This is a genomic window from Gloeocapsa sp. DLM2.Bin57, assembly GCA_007693955.1.
Lineage (GTDB): Bacteria > Cyanobacteriota > Cyanobacteriia > Cyanobacteriales > Gloeocapsaceae > Gloeocapsa.
Genome location: RECR01000042.1, coordinates 1 through 25831, shown reverse-complemented (window position 1 = coordinate 25831; position 25831 = coordinate 1). Strand labels below are relative to the sequence as shown.

The following is a 25831-nucleotide window of genomic DNA, read 5'->3' as shown; positions in this document are numbered from 1 at the left end:
AAAATCAATGACAGGAGTATGTGGGTTAAAAATCAAGGAAACAAAAGTACAGTTACGAGATATTTTGTCTAAACAAAAAAATGCTCCTGATTATAAAAAGATACAAGCTTTATATTTAATGAAAACAGGTCAGGTAACTACGGTTATCGAAGTATCTGAGTTATTAGGAGTCCATAGAGTAACTGTACAAAAATGGTTTAAAAAATATCGGGATCAGGGAATTGATGGGTTATTAACTAGCAAAAAAAGTACAGGAAGACCTTCGGTTGTTTCAGCATCTACCCTCTCAGACTTAAAAGAAAAATTAACTAGTAGTAACTCCTTTAAGTCTTATGAAGATGTTTACAAGTGGTTACAAAAAAATCACGGTGTGGATGTAAATTACAAAACTATCTACGGTTTACTCAGATATAAACTCAACGTTAATTTAGAGTCTATTGACAGCGATCGCCGTATCGTTTAGTATGGAACATCATCATTAGCAATTCATCCAAAGATATTCCCACAGCTTTTGCCATCGTGGGAATAACGCTTTTAGGGGCAAAAGAACAATACAAACCAGCTTCTAGAAACCAAGGTTGACCTTGGGGATCAACCCGAAAATCAAAGAGACTATAATAACTACAACCCAAAGCTTGATGACACTTTTTAGCTACAGCTTGTACAGATGGGGTAATTAAATCAGTAGAATCTACGATCCAAGATTTGAGATTATCTTTAGCAGCATAAACTAAATCACCTGTTGCGGTTTGTTTCAGTTTATCAGCATAACCCCGAATAGGACGATCTTGGGGATTGACTAGATATTCTTCTAAGGGTAAAGCTAGTAATTGATTATCCTTAACAATAACACCACAGCGAACCTCTCGACCGAGTTCGATATATTCCTCTACTAAAACCTCTTCTGAATAGTTAAAAGCGGTTTTTAGGGCAATTTCATACTCAGAAATATTTCTAACTAGGGTTACTCCTAGGGAATTATCAGCATTAGCAGGTTTAATCACTACTGGAGGTTGTAAAGTAGGAACATCTCCTAAGCGTAGTAATTCACCCGAAGGTACTTTTACTCCAGCTGAGGCAACAATTGCTTTAGCTTTAGCTTTATGAGCAGTTATGGCCATTAGTTCAGGAGTATTGCCTATATAGGGTATTCTTAATAAGTCTAGCAGAGAACGATACTGAGTCATACCTGGAAGACAAAACATTTGCGGTAAGACAAAATCGATCTTTAAACTCATCAAATAAGCGATCGCCTCAGCAATAGAAAAAGGAGGAGACTTAGCAATATCTTCTTGACTTAAAGAAGGAGGAAAACGCCATAAGCGATCTGGTGTAACGTAAGCGATGTAAAATTTATAGTTAGGGTTATCAGCAAAAGCAGCTAAAGAGTCTTGAACGTAGAGACGAGATAAACTGGTATAAAAATCACTTTCTGCTGATCCGACTAAATGAAGAATGTGTAAAGCTGACATAATTAATCTCCTCCCCTTTCTACTAATTTACCGATATTAAAATCAATCCTTACCCAACCTTTTAACCTACGCAAATTATCTAATAACAATAAAGTAATTTGCCAATGAGGTACAGTGAAAAAGGGGAGAGGATCGCGAAATTGCCATAAAGCTTCTTTACCTTGGGTTATTTTAGTTAACCAGGTGGTTAAATCCCCAATCGACCTAATTTCTGTGAGACGCCATAATTCATGATATAGCCAATAAGTAGGTTTACTTTCAGGTAGAGGAGAAATGAACTTATCTTGATCATCTCCTAAATAAGCAGAAGCTACATCAGGATGATTATAAAACATGGTAAGAGCAGAATGAGTACGCGGGTTACACTCAATAGGATAGACATCACCATCGGGTGTCTCGATAAAATCAAAAGAAATTTGACCAGTTAAATTTAATTCTCCGACAAACTTACTCACCCAGTCTAAAATAGCTGGTTTTTCCACCTGTTGATAGTTAACTTGAAAAGGAGAAGAAGGAGAACAACAGTGTAATCTAATCTTACCGTTACGTACGGTGCTGTGAGTACAATATTCTTGACCTCTGATAAATTCTTGCATAATCCAGGGATTATCAGCACTGATGGACAGATTTTGCAGATAATCAGCCATGTCTCTACAGGGTAAGCGTCTTTTATCTAGACGAGAAACCGAATCATAACGAATGCTTTTGAGGATATATTGACTACCATCTGTAGCGAAATCAAAGTCTAAGACTTGTTGAGGATTAGTAATTAAAAAGGATTTAGGTGCGGGTAATCCTAGAGATTCGGCTTTTTGACAGAAGGTATATTTATCATCTAGCATCTGGGTAACTTCAGGGGAGAAGTGGATAACTTCACAATGGGGAGATAATAAAGTTCCCGCTAGAGAGTCGTAATAACTAGCTACTGGACTAGAAACGGGTATAAATACGTCTATTTTCTCTGTTTTGACGATATTGAGTAAATTTTGACAATAACCATCAGGATCTTTTTCAGGTGCGGGTATAGTATAAAACTTGCTAACCGCGCTAGAAAAACGATGACCTGACAACCAATATTTATGAGTTTCTACTAAGATAACTTCATGTCCTGCTTGTTGAAAAGAGCGAGATAATTGTAAAGCTTTAGTCATCTTTCCTCCCGTAATCAGGATACGTTTAGGATTAGGGAGAGAAGGGGAAACGGTAAAAGGAGAAGTTAGCCAACTCAAGACTAGGGAGGTTAAGACAATTCCTAAATTAATGGGAAGTGCGATTAACAGTAGGATTAGGGTGAAGATATTCTGCAATAAAGCTATCATGATTTTAGATAAAGGTATCGGGGTGCGTCAACTAAATGTTACGCACCTTTTCGTTAAGATGTTACTTACGTCGAATGATGGTTAAACCATCCCGTAAAGGTAATAAAACCTGTTCAACGCGATCGTCAGCAGCAACAACGCTGTTAAATTGGGCGATCGCCTCTCCATTGGGTGTACGTTGTTCAACGGGTAGATAAGGTTGTCCCTGTAAAAGGGTATTATCTACACAGATAAAGCCACCAGGAGTTAATAAATCCTTAGCCAAGATAAACTTGAAATAATCCACGTATTCTCGCTTATCCGCGTCAATAAAGATAAAATCAAAGCATTCTTGGGCTTGAGCTAGTTTAGCTAAGGTATCTAAAGCTGGTGCAACTTCTACCTTAATCTTATTCCCGTGGGGGGATTGAGCAAAGCAAGCTTGAGCAAATTCAGCTACATAGGAATCTACCTCACAAGCGATGATATAACCATCATCTGGTAAAGCTTCAGCCATAGCGAGAGCAGAATAACCCGTAAACATACCAATTTCTAAGATACGCTTAGCTTGATTCATATAGACAAACAGTTTGAGAGTTTGTCCCTCGATATGTCCTGAGAGCATTTCTTGTTCTAATTGGCGTACAGTTTCTCCATCAGAAAAACGTTTACTCCAATCCTCAGCTGCGGTTTTTTGCGCTAGATTAGCTAAAGCTGTAGATTCTCTAGTAGTACATTCTTCTAAATAGGGGTCTATACCCGCAGCTAATACGTAAGCTTGTTGGATACCAGCTATTACCGAGGGTGTAACCTCAGCTTGTTTAGCCATATCTAAGACTTCCTCAAGCTGTTGTACTAAAATGCCTAAAGGTGTGATTGGTCTAGGTTTCATTTGATTATCTCTCCCTAGGCTAAACCAAGGTCACTGAGATACATTTGTTCACCTTGACCAGCATCGGGTAAAGTGAGGCAATATTCTTTATGTGTATTAACAGCAGCTTGCAAAATACCCGAGGATACCTCTTGAGCGTAATCACAAGAACCAATCCCAGTAGGTAGAGGGGCCCAGAGACCACCTTCTCCCCGTTTACGACGCATATTTTTTTGTCCTGAGAGCATCAGTTCGATATCTTCGAGAATAGGATGATAAACCGCTAAACCAAGGGAACGACACAGGGCTATAATACGATCGCGATCGCTTGTTTCTAACCAACCCATTTCTACTGCTAAACTTGCGCCAAAAGCCATACCGATAGATACAGCGTGACCATGAAGTAATTTAGCTGCGGGTTCAAAACGAGGACTCCAGGTATGACCATAAGCGTGAGGACGATCTTGATAAGTCTCGAACATATTTGTTCCCTCATGCTTCATATAGGAAAATAAAGCACGATAGATAATCTCATCGGCGATCGCTTCTAGTTGTTCATCAGCGTTGACTGTAGCAAAATGAGTCTCTAGTAAGGAAGCTCCATATTTTTCCATCAACTCAAAGAGTATAGGGTCATCGGTAACCGCCATTTTGATAATTTCTGCCATTCCGTTGCGAATATGACCTAGGGGTAAGGTACGGAAGAAATGACGATCTACCAAAGTTAACACGGGAGGATGATAAGCACCAATACTGTTTTTAAACTGTGCTCCGTTGGTACAGGTGCGAGGAGAAGGACCCGCATCAATAGCAGCAACTACAGTTGTTCCTACCATGATATAGGGGGTGCGTCGGTGTTGTAGGGAGCAAGCTAGTCCGGCTACATCGGTAAGTACACCACCACCTACTACTAAGACTGGTTCGTTACGAGAAACGTCACAACCATCTTTACCAAGAAAATGTAGTAATTTGTGAACGGTTTCAGGGGTTTTATCTGATTCCCACGCACGACAGGATAATAACTCTAGGGGTATTTCGTAGGTTTGGAAATAGTTACGTATTTCTGCTCCATAGAGTTCTGTTACGGTTTGATCCACGATCGCTACGCAACGACCACGACGACTGTAGATTTCTGCCAAGGTTAGGTTAGATGGGTCAAAAACTCCTCTAACTAGTTTAACTTCTGCTTCTAGAGTGTAACTGGCTGTAACTTTGAAGGAGCGACCATCACCACTAGCAGCGATCGTACCATCACCTGTGTACCATTCTGAGGTGCGATATTGCTCAGGGTGGTGAAATTGAATAATTTGCTCAGATTTTGGTTGAGGTTGAGCTTGAACCATACTTGTGCTCCTGTGATACTGATTTTATTGGTCACAAGAATACTGTAATAAATTTTTACAAAAATGTAAAGTTTTATTAAAAATCTTAATCTAAGTATAAATACTAAAATGTCAGCAAAGTAACAAAAGGGAGAGGGGGAGATGGGGAATATGATATATAGAAATAATCACACCTAATACCTAATACCTAACTCCTGCTAGATTAATTTATTAAACAATTCTTAACCTAATACTAATCAAAAAAAAATTAGCTCAAAGTAAGCTAACTGGAAATTATTTAGTTACAAAACAAATTAGGACTGATAAACCAAACGATAGTAAGCTTGATATTCTTCTGATAAGAGAGGTTGCCACCAAGAAGGATTATCTAAGTACCATTGTATCGTACTGCGTAAACCATTTTCTAGGGTTTGTTGGGGTTGCCAACCTAATTCTCGTTTAATCTTGCTAGCGTCGATAGCGTAACGGCGATCGTGACCTGGTCTATCTTTAACAAAGGTAATTAACTTAGTTGCAGGGGTTACGGGTAATTCTGGGGCTAACTCATCCATAAGTTGACAGAGTAATTTAACTAAATCGATATTTTTAACCTCGTTATTACCACCAATATTATAGGTTTCCCCTGGTTTACCACTATGAATAACTACGTCTAAAGCGCGACAATGATCTTCTACGTATAACCAGTCACGAATATTTTGACCATCCCCATAAACAGGTAGGGGTTTACCCAAAAGAATATTAATACACATTAGGGGTATCAGTTTCTCTGGGTAATGATATGGTCCATAATTATTGGAACAATTGGTAATGATAGTAGGTAACCCATAGGTATGAAAGTAAGCCCGCGCCAGGTGATCGCTTCCCGCTTTGGAGGCTGAATAAGGACTATTGGGCGCGTAGGGTGTCGTTTCACTAAAAGCGGGGTCATTTGCACTTAAACTCCCGTAAACCTCGTCTGTGGAGACGTGTAAGAAGCGATCGCTCTCTAATTTTCCGCGACTTTCCCAATGTTGACGAAAACTTTCTAAGAGGGTAAAAGTTCCTACTACGTTGGTTTGAATAAAAGCATCAGGACCTAGTATAGAGCGATCAACGTGGGATTCTGCGGCGAAATGAGCTAAAGTATCGATTTCTTCACTAGCTAAGAGGGAACTAACTAAAGGGCGATCGCCGATATTTCCTTCTACAAAGTGAAAATTAGGGTTAGCTTCTAAAGTCTTCAGATTAGCTTTATTTCCCGCGTAGGTAAGTGCATCTAGTACAACTACGCGATCTTCGGGGTATTGTTTACACCAGTGATGGACGAAATTAGAACCAATAAAACCCGCACCACCTGTAATTAATATATTGCGTTTTGTTCTTTCCATGCTGTTTATACTATTTCCACGTGAGAATCATCACCAATCATAAAACGTAGCGCTTTTGGTCTTTGTGGTGCTACTTCTAATTTAGCTCTTTGACCGATTACACTATCGACAATCCTTTGCGCTATTCCCGTAATTTTAGCACCTTCTAGAATCACACTATGTTCTAAATCAGCATCACTTAAAGTAACGTTATTACCGATACTGGTATAAGGACCAATAAAAGAATTTTCGATGTGACAGTTATCACCAATAACCACAGGTCCACGGATGGTACTATTAACTATGTGGGAATTATCCCCAAGGGAGACTCTCCCAATTACTTGACTGTCAGAATCGATTACCCCTGTTTGTACGGATTCTAAACGAGTATCTAGAATAATGCGATTAGCTTCGAGTAAGTCTGTTTTCTTTCCTGTATCTAACCACCAGTTTTGCAATTGACGCGCTTTAACCTTTTTTTTCTGAGTGATTAACATATCAATCGCGTCGGTTATTTCTAATTCTCCTCTAGGTGAAGGTTGAATTAGATCAATTGCTTGATGTATGGTATTAGCAAAAAAATAAATACCCACCAAAGCGAGATTAGAAGGTGGATTTTTCGGTTTTTCTACCAAGCGGATTAAATTACCCTGGGAGTCTAACTCAGCCACACCAAAAGCGCTAGGATTAGATACCGATCGCAATAAGACCAAACTATCTAACTGTTGAGTTTTAAATTCATCGCTAAATACCTGTAACTCATCAGCGATTAAATTATCTCCTAGATACATAATAAAGGGAGAATCCCCTAAAAAAGGACGAGCTGTTTTGACTGCGTGAGCTAATCCTGCGGGTTTATCCTGGAGAATATAGGTGATTTTCGCCCCAAAGCGATCGCCTGATCCTGTTTTTTGTTTAACCTCTTCTCCTGTTTCGGGACTAATAATAATACCTATTTCCGTAATTCCCGTTGCTACTATTGCTTCAATTCCATACCAAAGAATGGGTTTATTCGCTACTGGTACTAATTGTTTTGCACCTGTATAAGTTAGAGGTCTTAATCTTGTTCCTTTGCCACCAGAGAGAATTAGTGCTTTCATAAATTATACTTGGGATAGTTCCAATAACATTTTTCTTAATCCATCGCGCCAATAGGGGGGATAATCCCCTAAAATTCCCTTGAGTTTTTGGTTAGCTAAAACCGAGTAAGGAGGACGTTTAGCGGGTGTGGGGTATTCTGCGGTTGTTATTGGCAGAATACGCTCTGTTTTCCAGGGAAAACCTAATTTTTGGGCTTCTTCGCTAATAGCGATCGTAAAATCATACCAACTAGCTACCCCACTATTGGTGAAATGATACACCCCTGGGGATGGTTTTTGTAAATTATCTAGGCTTAATTTTGTTAAAAGGGCGATCGCCCCTGCGATATCTTTAGTCCAAGAGGGTGAACCTACCTGATCCCATACTATCTTTAACTCTTCTCTTTCTTTCCCTAGACGCAACATGGTTTTAACAAAGTTTTGTTTACCATAGGTACCATAAACCCAAGCGGTTCTCACAATCAAATAATGAGCATTGGTTTGTTGAATTCCTTGTTCTCCTAACAATTTTGATTTACCATAAGCCCCGATTGGGTTAGTTACGTCTTCTTCGGTATAGGGTGTATTTTTTGTGCCATCAAAGACATAATCAGTAGAAACATGAATTAAACTAGCCCCTATTTTTTCGGCTGTTTTTGCCATAATTTGGGGAGCTATTCCATTTACTGCTTCAGCTAAATTTAACTCTGATTCGGCTTTATCTACCGCTGTATAAGCTGCAGCATTAATAATAATTTGGGGTTGAACTTCATTAATTAAGGTTTTAATACCTTCAAAATCAGTTAAGTCTAATTCTGCTCTACTAACTGAGGTTAATTCTCCTAAATTATCTAGTATAGGCAATAATTCTTTACCTAATTGTCCTTGACTTCCTATTAATAATAACTTACTCATGCGAACACCTCAGCTTCTTTAAAACTTTGACCTTTCGCGTCTTTTTCTGAGATAAGTGGTTCACCTGTTATGGGCCAATCAATCTGTAAATCTGCATCATTCCATAATATACTTCTTTCAGATGCTGGAGCATAATAATCAGTAGTTTTATAGAGAACTTCTGCGTATTCAGAAACTACTAGAAAACCATGAGCAAAACCCGCAGGGACCCAAAATTGACGTTTATTTTCTGCACTCAATAAACAACTAACCCATTGACCAAAAGTAGGAGAACTTTTACGAATATCTACCGCTACATCAAAGATACTACCGAGAACAACTCTCACTAATTTTCCTTGGGGTTGTTGTATTTGATAATGTAGTCCTCGTAACACTCCTTGTCGAGAACGAGAGTGATTGTCTTGGACAAAATCAGTAGTTATTCCCGTTGCTTCGGTGAATTTTTGCTGATTAAAACTTTCAAAAAAAAAGCCCCTGTCGTCTCCAAATACTTTAGGTTCAATAATGAGTACATCAGGAATTGTGGTCGGAATTACTTGCATTAATCATCTCCTTACTATAATACCTACTTAAAAAACCAAACATTCTCAGAGGAATCGCCCGAATTTGATCTAGATTAAGATTCCAAAAGTAACCTGAATGAGGAAACTGTTTAATTAGCAAAATTTCAGCCAAGAAATAAAAGCGTCTTGTTTTGCGATATTCTGGGGGATTTTCTTCGATTCTAAGTTGTTCTGGTGTTTCTGGCAAAACGTGACCAATGATTTTACCTGATTCATAGAATTTAGCTTGAATATATAAACCCAATAATCTATCTAAGCACCAAAAGGGAAGATATTTAAGAGGTCCTGCTAAATTAATTAATCCTGCTAATTCTGATATTGTTGGTTGAACTAGGGAATTATCCCAGATTTTCTTGTCAAAGTTTTCTGTATGTCTCCCATGATGATCCTTTCTTCCTCGCCATAATAGACCAAAATCTAGTTTATTATCTATAGGTGCAATGGGCATAGGTGTTAATTGAGAAGCATCAATAGTAATATATTGCCAAGGTGCGTCTAGAGAGGATTGTTCACCAAAAGGGAAGTTTTTCCGACTGAGTCTAAGTACCCAACTTTCAGGAAATGCTCGAAAATAATTGAGAGTGATATCTAGGATATCAGGGGTTATATACTCATCACAGTTAATCGTTAAAATGTATTCCCCCCTAGCGTTAAACAATCCACTGAGACGTTGGATAATCTCACCTCGAATAGGACTAACAATCTGTATCATCCGTTGCTCAGTTATTGATTCTGGTTGATATCCAGGAGGATGAACCAAGATAAACTCTACATCCCCTTTAACTTTGAGTAATTCGGTTAACCAATGTTGAGAAAATCCTTCTCGGGTGGGAGTGACAATAGATAGTTTGGGTTGTCCCATGATTTAGAGATTTATTTTACCAGTAAATACTAGTTCAGCAGGACCTGTCATATAGACTTTTTCAGTTTCTGGTGACCATTCTATCTCTAAAAGTCCTCCTGGAAGTTCCACAGTACAAGTTGATTCAATGCGTCTGGTTAGTACCCCTGCTACTACGGATGCACAAGCTCCAGTACCACAAGCGAGAGTAATTCCTGCACCTCTTTCCCAAACTCTCATTTTGAGATAATTATTATTAATTACTTGTATGAATTCTGTATTGATTCTTTGGGGAAAGACAGGATTATGTTCAAATTGAGGACCTAGGGTTTCTAGGGGGATATTATCTACGTCTTCAACAAAAATAACACAATGAGGATTCCCCATACTTACACATGTCACATCCCAGTTTTGTCCAGCTACCCTTAGTAATTCATTAATAACTTTTTGCTCTGGAGGTACTAAAGTAGTAGGGATTGCACCTGCGAGATATTCAGGTTTACCCATATCTACTCTAACTTGTCCATTAGCTAATAATTCGGGTGTGATCACACCAGCTAGAGTTTGAATACGATAAAAATGTCCTTTTCTGTTTTTTTGAGTCAAATCAGCGATAAACTTAGCTAAACAGCGTATGCCATTTCCGCACATTTCTGGTTCTGAACCATCAGAATTAAAAATACGCATGGTGTAATCAGTATCCTTTTCTCCTGGAAGGGCGAAAATAACACCGTCAGCACCAATCCCCAAATGGCGATCGCATAGTTGAATTGCTTGCTCAGGAGTAATTACAGGGTTGTTTTGATCACGATTATCAACCAAAATAAAATCGTTACCCAATCCCTGATATTTGCTAAACTCTAACATGATTACTTATTTAATTTACTTATGAGCGAATTTGATATAACTTTACCCAGTATACGTCAAGTGCAAACTCTGATCTCAGATAAACAAGAAGTAGAAGTAAAATTAGTCACAGACGATCTACTTGTAGGAACAATTCTCTGGCAAGATCATGATTGTATCTGTTTAGTAGATCAATATGAACAAAAAACCTTAATTTGGCGTCAAGCGCTCGTTTATTTAAAGTTAAAATCCTAGATAAAAAAATGAACTGGTGGCAAAATAGTTTTATTTGCGCTTTAGCAAGCTCAATAGTTTTTAATTTACCCCTAGACGCTTTAACGGTGCGTCTAAGTCCAGAAAAGCCTCAGCAAGGTGATACCATTAGCGTCATTATCGAAACCGAGGTGGATTCACCTGAACTTACCGTTACCCGAGGAGATCAAGACTATCCCGTATTCCCTCTCAATGAGACTTTAGGAACATATCGCGCTTTTTTACCAACTAGTCCTTTAGATAATCCAGGTAGAGTAGTTATCCAAGTCAGCAATGGAGAAGAAGTCAAAAATCTAGCTATTTGGTTAGAAAATAGGGATTTTCCCACTCAAAGTATTTGGTTAACTGGTTCAGCCGCTGAGCCTGCTACAGAAATAGAATTAACCAAGGTTAGGGTATTTAAAGACTTGGTCACTCCAGAAAAGTTTTGGAATGGTCCATTTTTACGCCCAAGTCCAGCTAGAGTTTCAGCCTTATTTGGTGTACAACGTTATATTAATGGTAAGTTTGCTCAAGGGTATTATCATAGGGGGGTAGATTACGCAGGTGCTATAGGCTCTCCTGTTTTTGCTCCGGCTGCGGGAAAAGTTGCTCTCATCGGTAGAGAATCAGAAGGTTTCCGTATCCACGGGAATACGATCGGTATTGATCATGGTCAAGGCGTTTTGAGTATTTTTCTCCATTTAGAACAAATTCACGTCCAAGAGGGGGATTTCATCGAAGCAGGACAGCAAATTGGTACAGTAGGAAATACGGGAGCTTCTACAGGTCCTCACTTACATTGGGGATTGTATGTGAATGGAATTTCCGTAGATCCCGTTCCTTGGCGTTATGGGGGGGTTGAGTAAATGAATATACGTGATATTGTAGATCAGGCTTTTAAAAATGGTTATCTGACTCCGAGTATGGAAGCAGAAGTTGGTAAAATCTGTGAAGTTGCTACAGAGTTATCAGCTGAAGAATATATCGCTTTAGACAAATTAATGGGAGCATTATTAACAGGAGACATTGTGGCGATGCCTCGTAAACACTTTATCAATGTGATGGAAGAACTTATACTGAGTGAAGCTTTGACGAGAATTGCTCAAATAGAAGCTACTAGCGATTGTACGATAGAAGTAGGCGATATTGCAGCTTATGCTTTAAACCGCCTACCTCCTCTATACGCTACTACTGAAGAAGGAGCAAATTATCAACGAGAAAGGGCTAGATCCGAATTAAATCAGCTAATTACTCAACAGGTTGATGAGGCGATTAAACGCTATCTCAATCAACCTGATTTTTATCCCGAAAGAACCGTAATTCAAGGCTCAATAGGTCCTAATCGCACTATAGTACAACAAGTTAGTAATCTGCTTGAGTCTTACGCTCCTGATTTTGAAAGCGATTAAAGTTTTCCCGTAGGAGAAAGGACGAAATCAGATACCCGAGCAGCTTTTAACATATGATAAGTAATCAGTAATTGTGTTAAAGCTAAAGGATAACTGGCTAGAGTTTCTCCTGTAGTACCTATTACCGCTCCAATATCTTGGTTACCTTCAAGACTACAAAATTGACCTAGATAGGGTATCTCGTTACAGAGAACTCTTTCCAACTCTTTAACTTGTTCGGAGGTTGCGTGACAATCTACTTCTAAAACATCTACTGGTTTACCCATATCTCGATCTAATTCTAAACGAATCGCTTCGCTAAGGTGGGATTCACCAGGAGTGAGTAAATGAGTAAAGTCAGGGTGTGGAATAGTTGGACGTAAGATTAATCTGACGTTTAAGAGTAAATCTTCTAATTTTTCGGGATGGGGTGGATAAAAACTAACTACCACGTCAGCCCATTGACGCTGAGGACGAATAAAGGCTTCTGAATCGTTTTCTCTTTTGCTCAGTTGTTCTAATACTTCTGCTTCGCTATAACCTCTTTTAGCTGTGTCTCTTTTGACTTTCCACAAACTCCGCAAGGATTCGGGAGGGGCTAAATATACTTTGACGTCATAACTATCTCGCATCGCGCGAGTCGAGTAACCTAGTAACCCTTCGACAATGATAAACTGTCTCGGTTCGATGTATTCGGGGGGGTCAAATTCTCCTGTATGGTGATTATAAATCGGTTTGAGGATTGCTTGTCCTGTACGTAGTAAGTTAAGGTGTTGTTGAATAATGTCTAGATAGTTACAGTCTGGATGTAGCGCTGAAATCCCTAATTCTGCTCTTTGAGTGCGATCGTAACGATGATAGTCATCAGTACAGATGATTGTTACTTTCTCTTCTCCTAGTATTTTGGCTATTCCTTTGGTTAAGGTGGTTTTACCCGCGGCGCTGTCTCCTACTATCCCGAGAATAATTGGACGATGACTCATAATTTCTGTAGCTTTTTTAGTTAAAATGTCATTTTACCAGTAAATCATCCAACGAATACGGACATTTATTAGGAAAGTTAACCATTCCTTGGGTTTTCTGATCACAGTATCTGACAGCGTCTGCATAAATTTCGGGTAAACATTCTTGAAGATGATTAACCAGATTAGTAGTTAAATATCGTTTGAGCTGGTTTTGAAAATTGACTATTTCTGATGACCAATGGGCTTGATTATACTCTCTTTCTTCTTGCCAATATTCTAGTAATAATAAATGTCTAATAAGCTGTTCTAATAGGCTTTCTACTCTCCGTTTTTTCTCGTTGCCCAAGTCTTCTAATTCCTCAATCAAGTTATCTAAATCTAAAGCTTCAAACTGCTTATTTTTGAGTAGTTGAATTGTCGCTTCTAACCAGAGTGAGTCATCAGTTTCATAAAGAGTTTTTAAGTCTGTACTAATTTTCATCATCTGCTAAGATAATTCTATCTCTACCTTGTTTTTTACTTGTAAATAAAGCATTATCGGCTTTTTCTAAAAATAGATTATAATCTTCATTTACTTGGGGGATACAACTAGCTACACCAAAACTGAGAGTAACGTATTGACTAACTAAAGATTTTTCGTGAGGGATTTTACATTGACGTAAACGAGAACGTATTTGTCCTGCTATATATATCGCTCCACTATATTTAGTATTAGGTAAGACGATAACAAATTCTTCTCCCCCATAACGACAAACTGCGTCAGTAGGTCTTTGACAACTTAAGGCTAGACATTGAGCAACTTTTTGTAAACAATAGTCCCCTGCTTGATGACCATAGTTATCATTATATTGTTTAAAATAGTCAACGTCACACATAATTAATGATATTGGTTGTTTTTCCCTAATTGCCCTTTTCCATTCTTTGATCATTACTTCATCAAAATAACGTCGATTATATAATTGAGTTAGGTCGTCTTTAAATACTAATTCTTGCAATTCTTCGTTAGCTATCTCTAATTCTCGATACAGTTCATTTTGAGTTAGAGCAATACTCAGATGAAGAGATACGTCTTCTAATAATTCTACTTCCCAAGCTTCCCAAAGTCTTGATTCTGGAAAATTATCAGCTACTAAAATTCCCCACAGTTCTTTTTCTTTGCTAATTGGAATAATTAAATGATTAACTAGTTTATTGGTTTGTTGTCGAATAATTGAGTTATGAGGGAGAAATTTACCTTGACGATAAGAATCTAGGTATTGAGAGATAAATTGACTAGGGATTAAGTCTTGGTTATCAAGAGTACAATAATTAGTTTCTACAGACTCAGCGATCGCCCTTCCGCTCCAATCAGCTTTAAATCTATAGATAATTACCCTCTTGACTAGAAAAAAATCTCTTAACTCTGCGACTGCCTTATGTAGTATTTCGTCCAGAGAGCGAGATTGATGAATTTGTTTAGTTATTTCCCTGACTAAACGTTCTCCAAGAATTTTTTGTTCTAGGATTCTTAACTGTTTTTGATAATTAGCTAATTGACTAATTAGTTCTATAGTATCAGTATCTTCTTCTTGTTGAAGCATTTTCAGGCTGACTGTTAACTAAGAATATTTTAGTTATAGAAATTATAACACGATCGCACTGCGTACTAGGATAACCGTAGTGGTGAGATTAAGAGCGATCGTCTCTATCACATTACCATAAATAGCTTGTTGTAGCAATCCTTCACAACTAGCACCAAGCATAACTACTTGAGGTTGTTTATTAGCAGCTAAATCCAGAATTCCCTCAGATACAGATTGAGAACAAATAGGAACATTAACAGCGGTTAACCCCGATTGCTCATTAATCATTTTTGTTGCTTTGTCTAGAGAAACCAAATCAGGCTCAGTACTAGAAAACACTTGAGAGAGTAGAATGGTTGGGGTAGCATTTGCCGAATATAAAGATGTTAAACTAGGTAACAATTCTAAAGCTCTAGTAACGTTAGGACCACCGGAATAGGGAATTAACCAATTACCTAGTGTTTTAAAATCATAGGGATAAGCGAACAAATCTTGTCCCAATTTAACCATAATCAGATCACAACTAACTTGGCGAATCAAGACATCGGTTAATTCTCCTAAAAAAGTACCTCCTAGGGAAGTACTCCCCTTCCAACCTACTAACATTAAGCTAATATTACCTTCAGCGATTACCTCTAACATCGCTTCAGCTATATTAGTAGCGATACAGACGCGAGTATGCACAGTTACTTTATTTTTACGTCCCCATTTTTCCGCTTTTTGCATCAAAGCGCGACTCTGTAGGGTATTTACCTGAGTTTGTTGAGGAGAATTGCTTTTAGGAATTTTAATAATTTCGATACATTCAATTTCGTAATCGTAATAAGTAGCGATCGCTCCTGCTATCTTAAACAAAAAAGGAGCGGTTTGAGGATTAGCCAAAGATAATAAAATACGTCCTTTTCCGGTTTGGGGGTTACGAGTTTGATAGATAGTATAGGAATTCTTTTGGCGATTTACTAAGGGTGCTTTACCACTAATCCATTTTGCTTCAGCGTTGATAATATCACTGCGAGTAATAATCCCGAGCAATTTACCCTCATCTACTACGGGTAAGCGAGAGAATTTATATTTATTCAGTAGGTACAATACATCACCGAGAGGGGTATCTGAAGTTACTGTAATAACAGGAGAAGTCATTATTTCAGACAATAAGGTATCCCCATGAGTATTAACTAAACGATTTAAATCACCTTGAGTAAATATCCCGACTATTTTATCTTTTGCTACAACGGGAAAACCGCGGTGATGAGAGCGAGACATAATTTCAGCCGCTGCTGAGACGGTTAAATCGGTACTGAGAGCCTCTACTTTTGATTGCATAATACTACCTGCGGTTAATCCTTTGAGAAAATAGGGTTCATTATTTTCCTCTGCTACAGGAATACCCATTGATTCGAGTAAATGACTATAGACAGAGCCTTTTGAGACAACTTCAGCAGAAAAATAAGCAATAGCACAAGTAATCATTAAAGGTAGAACTAAATGATAATCTTTTGTGGTTTCAAAGATAATAATTGTTGCTGTCACAGGAACTCGTACTACTCCTGTAAAGAAAGCACCCATACCCACTAGAGCATCAACATACTGACTACCTACACCAAACAAGCCAACTTTAATTGTACCCAATATATCTCCTAAAGCTGCTCCCATCACTAAAGCTGGTGCGAACAAACCTCCTGGAGCTCCCGAACTTGCGCCAATAGCACTAAGGAAAAAATAAGCTAAAAAGGTGATCCCATTTAAATATATATCACCTCCCTCTGTAGTCATGAAGGATTGTAATAGTCCTTGTTTGTCATAAAAAGAACTAGGTAAAAAAGCCACAACTAACCCAGAAAACATCCCAGCTAAAGCCATACGCCAAGTTCTCGATAATCTTGAACGTTTATTAAAAGCTACAAGGGTGTAAAAAAACCGATTAAATAACCCTCCTAACACTCCTGATAATAAACCCAAGATAATATAAGAGCTAATCTCTAAACTGGTGAGAATGTTGGAATCATCTATAACAGTTGTGACGCTAATTTGCCCACCACCACCAATAGCTTGAGAAACGATCGCTCCCACAAACGAGGCTAAAATAGCCGTTTCTAGAGTGATATTAGAAGCTTCTCGCATCAATTCCTCAATCACAAACAATACCCCCGCAATCGGAGTATTAAAACCTGCGGCTAATCCTGCTGCTGCTCCTGCTACAATCAGTTGACGACGGTGTTCAGGTGTACTTGGTAACCAATCACTCCATTGTGCAGCTAAAGACGCGCCAATTTGTACTGTAGGTGCTCTTCTTCCTAAGACTAGGGAGGAACTTAAGACTAAAATTGTACTAAGACTTTTAATTACAGCTACTCTGAGGGATAACATTTTCGGAAATCCTGATAAAGCTGCTTTAACCTGGGGAATACCACCCCCTGCTGCTTCAGGTGAGATATTATCAATTAACCAACCAGCGCTTAAACCAGAGAGTAACCCGATTATTGGTAATACCCAAATTGCCCCCCACAATTCTACAGCTTGCAGACGATATCCTCCTAACCAACCAATACCATCTTTGAGTAATAAAGCAGCAAAAGCTGATAATACCCCAATTAAACAAGCTTCCAGTAAATTATAAGCATTACGGATAGATCCACGGAATGTAGTGCGAAAGAGAAAAGTTTTGGTCAGATTTTTTTTGAGGTTAGCAAAATTCATGGGCTTTTAATCTTTGGGTATATTGCCAAGTTTTTCTAACGTCTTTATTTTAGTATTTAATTCGTTTTTATATTTCTGATTCTCTTTTTTAAAAAATTCTTCTTTTTTGGCTACACATTCTGCGTATCTTTTCCCGAACAACTGAATTAGTGGTTCAAGTTTGGTATTTTGACAAGTATTATTAACAATTAAATTGATAAAGTCTTGCTCTGTTAAATCTGTTAACCCCATTAAAGGTAAGTGTAATTAACTGTTCAAATATTGGCTATAATCTAACCCCAAGAAAACACCCTTACGATAATTTACCAGTTCTGAACCAGTAAAAGTTTCTCTAAATAAAAGTTGAAAAATACGTAAAATTTTTTCTGTTTTAATTTTAGATGGTTGATTAATTTCTCTGATTTCCTGTTGGGAAGTGTGATCGATAGGAATAATAGCACCTAAAACCGTTCTACCTAAAACCTAACCCCTCCCTCCGAACTCTATTCTGAGATAATTGATAAGTTTAAGTTATCAGCAACGAGATCGGCGATCGCGTCTAACACTTGTTCTCTTTGTTCTTGATAGTTAGGGATACCATTGGGTAAAGCTGGTAAACCGCGTTTTTGACGTAACAGATTTAACCAAGACCGACGCCAACAGCTATTATCGAATAAACCGTGTAGATAACATCCCCAAATAGTTTGTTCTTGGTTAACTATGCCTAGATTAGCATCGTCAAAAATAAACTGTTCTGAGTTAGACTTTTCTGGGATAATTTCTGTATGTCCCTGGTGAATCTCAAATCCATCGATAGGTAAACATTTTTCAGGATAAACAGAACAAGCTTGTCTTTGACGGACTATTTTTTGGTTAGTGATGGTAGTAGTTATAGGTAACAGATTTAAACCTGGATAGGAAGTTACTTCTCCTTCTAACCTTTGGGGATCTTTAATTTGAACACCTAACATCTGAAAACCACCACATATACCTAGGATTGTACCTCCTTGGGCTGCGTAGTTTTTTAATTGCTTTGACATACCCGTTTTTTCTAACATCATCAAATCAGAGATGGTAGTTTTTGATCCAGGAAGAATCACCGCGTCAGGATTTCCTAGCTGTTCATCGGGGTTAATATATTCTAGGGATACGGTTTTTTCTGATTCTAAAGCGTCAAAATCGGTGAAATTAGAGATACGAGGAAGTTTAATAACTTTGATAGTGGTTGCGTAGTTGCCTTTTCTACTTTTTCTATCTAATAAGTCTAGAGAATCTTCTGGGGGTAAAAGTTCTTCTGTCCAAGGAATCACCCCTAATACGGGAATTTTAGTATATTCTTCTAACCACTTTATACCCGATTCTAACAAAGAGAGAGAGCCTCTAAATTTATTAATCACGATTCCTTTAATCAGCGATCGCTCACTTGGTTCTAATAGTGCTAAAGTGCCTACTACGTGAGCAAATGCTCCCCCTCTATCTATATCTACTACTAAGATGGTTTTAGCTTGGAGATATGTAGCGACGCGCATATTAGTTAAATCTCGGTGTTTGAGGTTAATTTCTGCTGGACTTCCTGCACCTTCACAGATAATTAAATCATAATCATCAGCGAGAAGCTCGATTGACTCGGTGATTGCTTCCCAACCCCTATCAAAGTATTGTTGATAATATTCCGACGCGGTGGTTATCCCTGCGACTTTGCCCTTCATAATCACTTGAGAAGTCATGTTACCTTGGGGTTTAAGTAGGATAGGATTCATTTCCACCCTAGGTGTAGTCTTAGCCGCCCATGCTTGTACTGCTTGAGCGTGTCCCATTTCGCCACCTGTTGCGGTAACATAAGCATTAAGAGCCATATTTTGTCCTTTAAAAGGGGTGACTCTCAATCCTTGACGCGCAAATATTCGACATAAAGCGCTAGTCAGAAAGGATTTACCCGCGTGGGAGGTTGTCCCCACTACCATTATTGCTTTCATGTTTAAATTATTGTTAACCAACGAGATAAGAGGTTTAAGAAGCGATCGCCCCAACTAGGGTTAGGTAATTCTTCTGTCCATTGGGCGATTATTTGACGTCCTAGTGGTGTTAGACGAAAACTATCGGTAATTCCTTGACCATCTACTTCTCGTCGCAATATGCCTACTTTAATTAACCACATCAACTCTCTTTCTACCACTCCCTCGCTAATAGCTTTACGGGTATAGTGATTATTTACTCCTAGGTTAAGGACTATTTGAGGGAGAGGAACGCTGATTTTTATCATATTTAGAAATAAATATAGCCTAAATGGTGAGCAAATTAAGGCTCTAGTCGCTCTAGCTTTAGTTAAGGGTGAATAACTTATTTCTAGTTGCTTTTCCTTGGACTCAGATAGCATCTTGTTTGATTAATGAGAATATGTAAATTATTGTAACAAAATTTGCCTGTTTTTATCTCTGAATACTTGTTCAGATGTTATAGTCAAGATATCTGAATACTTGTTCAGATGTTAAGCAAAAATAAAGAGGAAATCAATTATGACTACAGTTACCCAAATGAAATGCGCTTGTCCATCTTGTCTATGTATCGTTAATCTCAGTGAGGCGATTACTAAAGAAGGAAAATACTATTGTTCCGATGCTTGTGCTCAAGGTCATCCCAATGGGGTAGGATGTACCCACAATGGTTGCAATTGCACCGGTTAGGGGATGTAAAGAAATATTGCGATATAATAGAGGGGAATTTCTTTACCCAACTGTTAAGCAAAGGTGTCCCCTCTAACAACGATCAAGTCTTTAGATTCTGCTACTAGAAACAATCTAGCTAACTTATTTTTAGTCGCTTTTTTATTCTGGACGAGTATAACTTGTCTATTACCTACTCTCCCTGTGTATATCATTACTCTTGGTGGAACAAAACAACAAGTAGGAATGGTTATGGGGAGTTTTGCTATTGGTTTATTATTATCACGAACTTTGTTAGGAAGATTAGCTGACTATGGTGGTCGTCGTTTAGTAATGTTAATCGGTACAGCCGTAGTAGCAAGTGCTCCCTTGGGTTATTTATTCTTCCCCTCTATAATGGGTTTAGTTTTGAGCAGGGCTTATCATGGTATTAGTATAGCTGCTTTTACCACGGGCTATAGTTCTTTAATCGTAGATTTATCTCCAATTAAGCAAAAAGGAGAGATAATTGGTTATATGACTCTAGCTATGCCTATAGGAATGTCTATTGGTCCTGCTTTAGGAGGATTTATTCAAAGTGAATGGGGGAATACTCCCCTATTTTTAGTGGCTATAGTGACGGGTTTATTAGCTTTTTTATTAACTCTGAGAGTCAAAAATTCTTCAACAAAACATATCTCAATTGAAAAAAACCAAGAAAATATTAATCTAGTTGCTTTGTTAACTATCAGGGGAATGGGAGTGTTAACAGCAATATTGCTGCTGATTGGTTTAGTTTTTGGTAATTTAGTTGCTTTTGTACCTTTATTTATTAATGAAGAATTGACGGGATTTAATGTCGGTTTATTCTATACAGTAATCGCGATCGCTAGTTTTACGGTGAGGATTTTCACCGGGAGAATTTCTGATATCTATGGTAGAGGTTTATTCATCTCGATGAGTTTATGTTTTTATATGCTCTCGATGCTATGTTTAACTATAGCTACCACCCCTAACTTATTAATTTTAGCTGCTATTTTTGAAGGTTCAGGAGCAGGATTATTAATACCGATGGTGATTGCTTTAATGTCAGACCGTTGTTATCCTAGAGAAAGAGGTAGAGCTTTTGCTATCTGTTTAGGAGGTTTTGATTTAGGAATAGCTTTAGCAGGTCCTTTATTAGGGACTTTTGCTGATGATTTGGGTTATCGAGGTTTATTTGTTATTTCTTTGATTTTAGCTTCTTTAGCCTTAGTAAATTTTCTCTTATTTTCTAATCAAAAATTCGGGGCTTCTTTCCGCTTTGCTTTTGGTAAAGAAAAAGATTTTTATGCTTTAGATAAAATTATTCCAGAATAGCGATAATTTCTCCTGTTTGACTAGTATCATATCCCCCTAAAGCTTGCAGTTGTGATAAAACTCTTCTATGTCCTAAAGTACTCAATAATTGTTGTATTGGGGCTTCATCTAAATAAGGTTTAAGGATAACTAAATCATAACGAGAATTTTGTAGAGGTAAAAAATCTAAACCAAAAGCTGCGGCTACTGAAGCTGTGCTAACACCTGCTACAGCTTGATTACTTAAAACGGCTTGGGCTACTGCCAAATGTCCTGAAACTATATAATCAAACCCATTAATAGAGTCAAAGTCAACCCCCTCTTGTCGAAGCGATCGCTCTAAAACTTGACGACTACCAGAACCCAACTCTCGATTAACAATCTTAACACCAGGTTGCTGTAAATCAGCGACGGTGTGAATAGCTAAAGGATTACCCGACTGAATCAATAATCCCTCTTCCCAACTACCTAAATTAATCACCACCGCGGGTGTATTTCCCAACACAGATTTAACAAAGGGGATATTATACTGTTTAGTTTCCTCATCATAGAGATGTACACCCGCAAGATGAACTTCTCCCCGACTGAGACGAGATAAAGCATTCATACTATTATCAAAAGTCCAATGAACCCGTAACTCAGGATGCCACAACTCAGCAGCACGAGCCCAGAGAGAGATAGCGGGAGTACAACCTGCTAAAACTACGGTATGCTGGAGTTGCTCTAAATCCTTAAGTAATTTAACTTTAATAGTGTCAGAATCATCCCTATAGACTCCCTCTCCATCTGCGGGAATCATTTCGAGACGAAAAGCATTATTACCGATAAGAGGGTGTGCAACCCAATTACCCTTGATTCTCGCTAAACTCAACCGTAAATTTTTGCCTTTTGGAGTAGATTCTGTGGGAATAGCGGTGATTTCGGTTATATCTTGGTCAATCCAGAATAAATCTTCTACCTGACACCCTAAAGCTTTGGCTAAACGTATGGCTACACTAGTGGAGGGTGCATATTGCTGAGACTCAATCCCCCCAATAGTTTGTCGAGAAACTCCTACCAGATTGGCTAAATCCTGTTGACTCATCCCTAAACGTAGTCGTATTTGTTTAAGGTTATTAGATAGTTCAGGTTCTTGTTTTGCCATAATTAACGTCAGTTCCACAGATAATCTGAATTATATCCTAGGATTCTTAGCTAAAATCTTGACATAGTATCAATATTGATACTATAATAAAGTTGAGGTAAAATTGGTGACTCAAATTTAAAAACTCGTAGCCCAGTTGAGGAATAATCCTAAAAATGTTGATTTTACTGATTTAGTAAAAATTTGTAATCATTATTTTGGAGAACCAAGACAAAAAGCTACTAGTCATCTTGTTTATAAAACGCTTTGGGAAGGGAATCCCCGTGTAAACATTCAAGAAAAGAATGGTAAAGCTAAAGTTTATCAAGTTAAGCAGGTTTTAGCTGCTATTGACAAAATTGAGGAAATAGAAAATGGTTGACTACAATCACTACAGTTATAAAGTTATTTGGTCTAGTGAAGACGAAGAGTTTGTAGGATTATGTGTTGAGTTTCCTAGTCTATCTTATTTACATGAAAATCGTCAAAGTGCTTTAGAAGGAATAACAGATTTGGTTAAAGATATAGTAAGTGATTTAGAAGCTAATGGCGAGAAAGTTCCATATCCTCTTACAGAAAGAACTTACAGTGGTAAATTTCAAGTGAGGATTTCTCCTGAAATTCATCGTAAACTAGCTATAGCTGCAGCAGAGGAAAATATTAGCTTAAATCGCTATATCAGCAATAAATTAGCTGGTTGAGCAATTGTAGATTAACGTTGAATAGTCTCAGTAACTCTCAACTCTTGCACAGCAAAATTATCTTGAAAAAATCGGGTGATGATTAAACTAATTTCTACAGTAGTACCGGGAGTTAAAAAACTAGGATCTATAGGTAACTCTCCCACATTAATGATAAACTGATTATTTTGATAAGTAATTAATTCTGGGGGGATATCTCCTTCAAACCTAGTGCGAGAATTACGATTTCTGCGATTGTTATTGGGATCTCCTAAGATAGTTCTATAGATAATCGCAAACTCAGTATCAACCAGGTTAGAAAGTTCAGAGCTATCAACAACGGTTAAAATAAGATTCTCTCCATTACCAGAAATTCCCGCTGATTCTAGTTGCAATACTTGTGGTCGTAAAATAGCGTTAATAACCACTAACTCAGTCAAATTATTATCCTCACTAATAGCATATTCTAACCAAACATCATTAGGTAAGATAATTTCCACTTCTTGATTATCTAATAACTCAAGAGTCGCCAATTGCTCAGCAAAAGGAGTAAAAGATTGGGGAGCATTCCAAACTAATAAAACTGACTTTTCGATTCTTTCTACTAACTCAATATATTGCTCAGCAACAATTGAACCTGGTGCTAATAATTCAGCAGCACCTGTCCGAGTTTCCCAACGATTACGAGAAAGGGTAAAACCCCTATCTTTGAGTTCTGTAAAAGATACCGTAGCTGCTGCTCGATCTTCATTGACAGGACGATCTAAATTAATTAAAGTTAAACTACCAGCTCGTCCATCTCGTCCAGAGTTACCCCTTCTTCCTTGTCTTCCCGTTTTACCATCTTGACAACTAAATTCTACACTAGTACAGTTAAACCCCGCTTGTCCAGGTCTTCCCGTACAACTTGATACAGTCCAAAAAGGTTGCTCACATTGACAACCCTGACCACCTATTCCCCCTTCTCCTGGTTCTCCTCCTCTTCCTCCTGGAGCAAGAATCAAAAGTTGTTGTAGGTGAGCGGGATTGCTAGTATATACTGTTATATTACCACCGTCACCACCGTTACCACCATCTCCACCATCTCCACCATCTCCACCGGTTGCACCCACTAAATTAGTACTTACGTCTCTTGGTTGTAGGTCACAAATAGCGTCTGCACCTTCTTGACCATCTCCACCCCTTTGACCATCGCCACCAGTTAAATTAATATTGGTAGGAGAGCCATCTAAAAAGACCGCTGTATTAGAGCTATCTTGACCATCAGAGCCTTTAGCCCCATCTCTAGCTCTAGGAGCATCTTGACCAAATTGTTGTATCTCTTGTGCTGGTAAGGGTGCTATAGCGATTACCAACGGGGAAATTAAGAAGGTTAAAAATAGCCAGTTTTTTAATTGCATAACGATAAGGCGATCGCCCCATTTTGTCCACCAAAACCAAAACTAAAACAAAGTACGTTGTTAATGACACTCTGTTTAGTTCTGGTAACTAAGTTTAAAGCAAAATCCTGTTGTTGTAAACCTACACAGGGGGGAAGTTGCTGCTCTTGCATCGCCATCACAGAGAAAGCGATACCTAGAGTAGCAGAGGCTCCTAGAGTATGACCTGTTGCTCCTTTGGTTGAGCTAACAGCTATCTTATCACCAAAAAGAGATTTAATAATCTCTGCTTCTCTTGCGTCGTTTAACCTTGTTCCCGTACCATGAGCATGGATATAATCAATATCTAGGGGTGATAAATTACTCTGTTGGAGACATTGTTTAATACAGGCGATCGCCTTAATTCCCGTAGGTTCGGGTGCGCTAACATGATAAGCGTCACAATTTAAACCATAACCTAAAACTTGACCGTAGATTTTCGCACCACGACTTCTAGCTAAATCCGCACTTTCTAAGATAAAAACTGCTCCTCCTTCTCCTAAGACTAATCCCTCTCTTTCTACGGAAAAAGGGTAACATCCTGTTGTCGCTAGAGCGTTCATTTGGGCAAAACCTATTAAACTCATCAGGGTAATTGGTGTTTCTATTGCTCCTGCAATTACTCGCTGACAATGTCCTCGTTGAATCAATTCCCAACCTTGGGCGATCGCCCAAACCCCAGTACTACAAGCAGCCATGGGCGCTAACACAGGTCCTGTAGTTTGAATTTGTTTTGCTACAGTAACACTAGCTATCTGGGGTAAACTCGACCACCAATCCAGGGTTTTTCCCTCTAAATAAGCTTCCCATTCTGCTTGTCCACCGCGACTTGAGCCGATGACTACTCCACAATCGGACAATGGTAATCTTAAACCTGCATCAGCGATCGCCTCTGTGACTAATTCTCTAGTCAACTTTACCAGATTAGCTGGGTTTTCTCCTATTAATCCCAAAGGGTAGGGAGGTAACTGTACAAAAGGTTGAGCGAGCGCTATTCCCGATTGATGATCTAATAATCTTGACCAACTAGTAGCTAGATTACCCAAACAGGTACGCATACTCATGCCCGTAATTACTACATTCATAGATTATATAAGTGACATACTCCTACAGCGAATCAAAGATTATGGTGTAGGCTTCTTGTCTTTCACCTTCAGAGATGATTGACCGTTTTTGAGTGAGGCGATGCCCATCCCCACTTTTTTAATTA

27 protein-coding genes and 2 pseudogenes are annotated in these 25831 nt (G+C 38.3%); 9 read left to right on the top strand and 20 right to left on the bottom strand.

From position 1 onward, the window contains the following. Positions 1–7 precede the first annotated feature (7 nt). Positions 8–463 carry a helix-turn-helix domain-containing protein gene (locus EA365_02975; GenBank protein ID TVQ47838.1) on the top strand — a complete coding sequence of 152 codons (456 nt, stop codon included), beginning with the start codon at positions 8–10 and terminating at the stop codon, positions 461–463. Here the strand turns inward: EA365_02975 and EA365_02970 are convergent. The 10 genes from EA365_02970 to EA365_02925 all read right to left on the bottom strand — a co-directional run bounded on the left by EA365_02970 (position 435) and on the right by EA365_02925 (position 10598). Then, complete coding sequence (locus EA365_02970; protein ID TVQ47837.1) at positions 435–1472, bottom strand: D-alanine--D-alanine ligase; 1038 nt, start codon at positions 1470–1472, stop codon at positions 435–437. The genes EA365_02975 and EA365_02970 overlap by 29 nt on opposite strands. A gap of 2 nt (positions 1473–1474) precedes the next feature. After that, complete coding sequence (locus EA365_02965; GenBank protein ID TVQ47836.1) at positions 1475–2791, bottom strand: ATP-grasp enzyme; 1317 nt, start codon at positions 2789–2791, stop codon at positions 1475–1477. 61 nt (positions 2792–2852) lie between these two features. Further along, positions 2853–3662 carry an SAM-dependent methyltransferase gene (locus EA365_02960; GenBank protein TVQ47835.1) on the bottom strand — a complete coding sequence of 270 codons (810 nt, stop codon included), beginning with the start codon at positions 3660–3662 and terminating at the stop codon, positions 2853–2855. Between the two features lie 14 nt (positions 3663–3676). Next, entirely contained in the window at positions 3677–4984 is a 1308-nt protein-coding gene (locus EA365_02955) for a sedoheptulose 7-phosphate cyclase (GenBank protein TVQ47834.1), read from the bottom strand. A gap of 293 nt (positions 4985–5277) precedes the next feature. Then, positions 5278–6351, bottom strand: coding sequence for a dTDP-glucose 4,6-dehydratase (gene rfbB, locus EA365_02950; protein ID TVQ47833.1), 1074 nt, complete (start codon positions 6349–6351; stop codon positions 5278–5280). A 5-nt stretch (positions 6352–6356) separates the two neighbouring features. After that, on the bottom strand, positions 6357–7430 hold the full coding sequence (locus tag EA365_02945) for a glucose-1-phosphate thymidylyltransferase (GenBank protein TVQ47832.1): 1074 nt from the start codon (positions 7428–7430) through the stop codon (positions 6357–6359). 3 nt (positions 7431–7433) lie between these two features. Then, the gene (gene rfbD, locus EA365_02940; protein ID TVQ47831.1) at positions 7434–8324 is read right to left on the bottom strand and encodes a dTDP-4-dehydrorhamnose reductase; all 891 of its coding nucleotides are present in this window, start codon (positions 8322–8324) and stop codon (positions 7434–7436) included. After that, positions 8321–8866, bottom strand: coding sequence for a dTDP-4-dehydrorhamnose 3,5-epimerase (gene rfbC / locus EA365_02935; protein TVQ47830.1), 546 nt, complete (start codon positions 8864–8866; stop codon positions 8321–8323). Before rfbC ends, rfbD begins: the two co-directional genes overlap by 4 nt. Beyond that, positions 8838–9749, bottom strand: a complete 912-nt coding sequence (locus EA365_02930) for a transposase (protein TVQ47829.1) — start codon at positions 9747–9749, stop codon at positions 8838–8840. Before EA365_02930 ends, rfbC begins: the two co-directional genes overlap by 29 nt. A 3-nt stretch (positions 9750–9752) precedes the next feature. Beyond that, positions 9753–10598 (bottom strand): diaminopimelate epimerase, encoded by an 846-nt coding sequence (locus EA365_02925; protein ID TVQ47828.1) that lies wholly within the window; start codon positions 10596–10598, stop codon positions 9753–9755. 18 nt (positions 10599–10616) lie between these two features. Between EA365_02925 and EA365_02920 the strand changes: the two genes are divergently transcribed. From EA365_02920 to EA365_02910, 3 genes are read left to right on the top strand one after another with little or no spacing between them, the layout of a single operon-like run. Continuing rightward, positions 10617–10829 carry an RNA-binding protein hfq gene (locus tag EA365_02920; GenBank protein ID TVQ47827.1) on the top strand — a complete coding sequence of 71 codons (213 nt, stop codon included), beginning with the start codon at positions 10617–10619 and terminating at the stop codon, positions 10827–10829. Between the two features lie 8 nt (positions 10830–10837). Further along, positions 10838–11695, top strand: coding sequence for a M23 family metallopeptidase (locus EA365_02915; protein ID TVQ47826.1), 858 nt, complete (start codon positions 10838–10840; stop codon positions 11693–11695). Next, entirely contained in the window at positions 11696–12238 is a 543-nt protein-coding gene (locus EA365_02910) for a competence protein ComFB (GenBank protein ID TVQ47825.1), read from the top strand. It begins immediately after the preceding gene. Here the strand turns inward: EA365_02910 and EA365_02905 are convergent. The 7 genes from EA365_02905 to EA365_02875 all read right to left on the bottom strand — a co-directional run bounded on the left by EA365_02905 (position 12235) and on the right by EA365_02875 (position 19797). Next, positions 12235–13200, bottom strand: a complete 966-nt coding sequence (locus tag EA365_02905; GenBank protein ID TVQ47824.1) for a phosphoribulokinase — start codon at positions 13198–13200, stop codon at positions 12235–12237. The genes EA365_02910 and EA365_02905 overlap by 4 nt on opposite strands. A 28-nt stretch (positions 13201–13228) precedes the next feature. Further along, positions 13229–13663, bottom strand: a complete 435-nt coding sequence (locus EA365_02900; GenBank protein TVQ47823.1) for a DUF29 domain-containing protein — start codon at positions 13661–13663, stop codon at positions 13229–13231. Then, the gene (locus EA365_02895) at positions 13653–14762 is read right to left on the bottom strand and encodes a diguanylate cyclase (GenBank protein TVQ47822.1); all 1110 of its coding nucleotides are present in this window, start codon (positions 14760–14762) and stop codon (positions 13653–13655) included. The genes EA365_02900 and EA365_02895 overlap by 11 nt, the downstream gene beginning before the upstream one ends. Positions 14763–14804: 42 nt before the next feature. Next, positions 14805–17441, bottom strand: coding sequence for a CBS domain-containing protein (locus tag EA365_02890; GenBank protein ID TVQ47821.1), 2637 nt, complete (start codon positions 17439–17441; stop codon positions 14805–14807). A gap of 6 nt (positions 17442–17447) precedes the next feature. After that, positions 17448–17672, bottom strand: coding sequence for a hypothetical protein (locus tag EA365_02885; protein TVQ47820.1), 225 nt, complete (start codon positions 17670–17672; stop codon positions 17448–17450). A gap of 251 nt (positions 17673–17923) precedes the next feature. Continuing rightward, entirely contained in the window at positions 17924–19396 is a 1473-nt protein-coding gene (gene cobQ / locus EA365_02880; protein ID TVQ47819.1) for a cobyric acid synthase CobQ, read from the bottom strand. A gap of 2 nt (positions 19397–19398) precedes the next feature. After that, the gene (locus EA365_02875) at positions 19399–19797 is read right to left on the bottom strand and encodes a hypothetical protein (GenBank protein ID TVQ47818.1); all 399 of its coding nucleotides are present in this window, start codon (positions 19795–19797) and stop codon (positions 19399–19401) included. Positions 19798–19936: 139 nt separating this feature from the next. Here EA365_02875 and EA365_02870 point away from each other — a divergent pair, with 139 nt between their 5' ends. Further along, complete coding sequence (locus EA365_02870; GenBank protein TVQ47817.1) at positions 19937–20104, top strand: metallothionein; 168 nt, start codon at positions 19937–19939, stop codon at positions 20102–20104. Positions 20105–20167: 63 nt separating this feature from the next. Then, complete coding sequence (locus EA365_02865; GenBank protein ID TVQ47816.1) at positions 20168–21421, top strand: MFS transporter; 1254 nt, start codon at positions 20168–20170, stop codon at positions 21419–21421. Here the strand turns inward: EA365_02865 and EA365_02860 are convergent. Beyond that, positions 21408–22544, bottom strand: a complete 1137-nt coding sequence (locus tag EA365_02860; protein TVQ47815.1) for a helix-turn-helix domain-containing protein — start codon at positions 22542–22544, stop codon at positions 21408–21410. The two genes, EA365_02865 and EA365_02860, sit on opposite strands and share 14 nt — an antisense overlap. 106 nt (positions 22545–22650) lie before the next feature. Between EA365_02860 and EA365_02855 the strand changes: the two are divergent. Together EA365_02855 and EA365_02850 are read left to right on the top strand one after the other, a co-directional pair. Next, positions 22651–22905: pseudogene (locus EA365_02855) on the top strand (toxin HicA). After that, positions 22898–23224 (top strand): type II toxin-antitoxin system HicB family antitoxin, encoded by a 327-nt coding sequence (locus tag EA365_02850; protein TVQ47814.1) that lies wholly within the window; start codon positions 22898–22900, stop codon positions 23222–23224. The pseudogene EA365_02855 and the gene EA365_02850 overlap by 8 nt, the downstream one beginning before the upstream one ends. A gap of 11 nt (positions 23225–23235) precedes the next feature. Here the strand turns inward: EA365_02850 and EA365_02845 are convergent, their stop codons facing one another. Beyond that, entirely contained in the window at positions 23236–24207 is a 972-nt protein-coding gene (locus tag EA365_02845; GenBank protein TVQ47813.1) for a collagen-like protein, read from the bottom strand. Between the two features lie 37 nt (positions 24208–24244). On the opposite strand from EA365_02845, the pseudogene EA365_02840 reads away from it, so the two are divergent. Next, positions 24245–24328: pseudogene (locus EA365_02840) on the top strand (chromosome partitioning protein ParB). A 265-nt stretch (positions 24329–24593) separates the two neighbouring features. Here the strand turns inward: EA365_02840 and EA365_02835 are convergent. Beyond that, positions 24594–25706, bottom strand: a complete 1113-nt coding sequence (locus EA365_02835; protein TVQ47812.1) for a beta-ketoacyl-ACP synthase — start codon at positions 25704–25706, stop codon at positions 24594–24596. Positions 25707–25831: the final 125 nt, after the last annotated feature.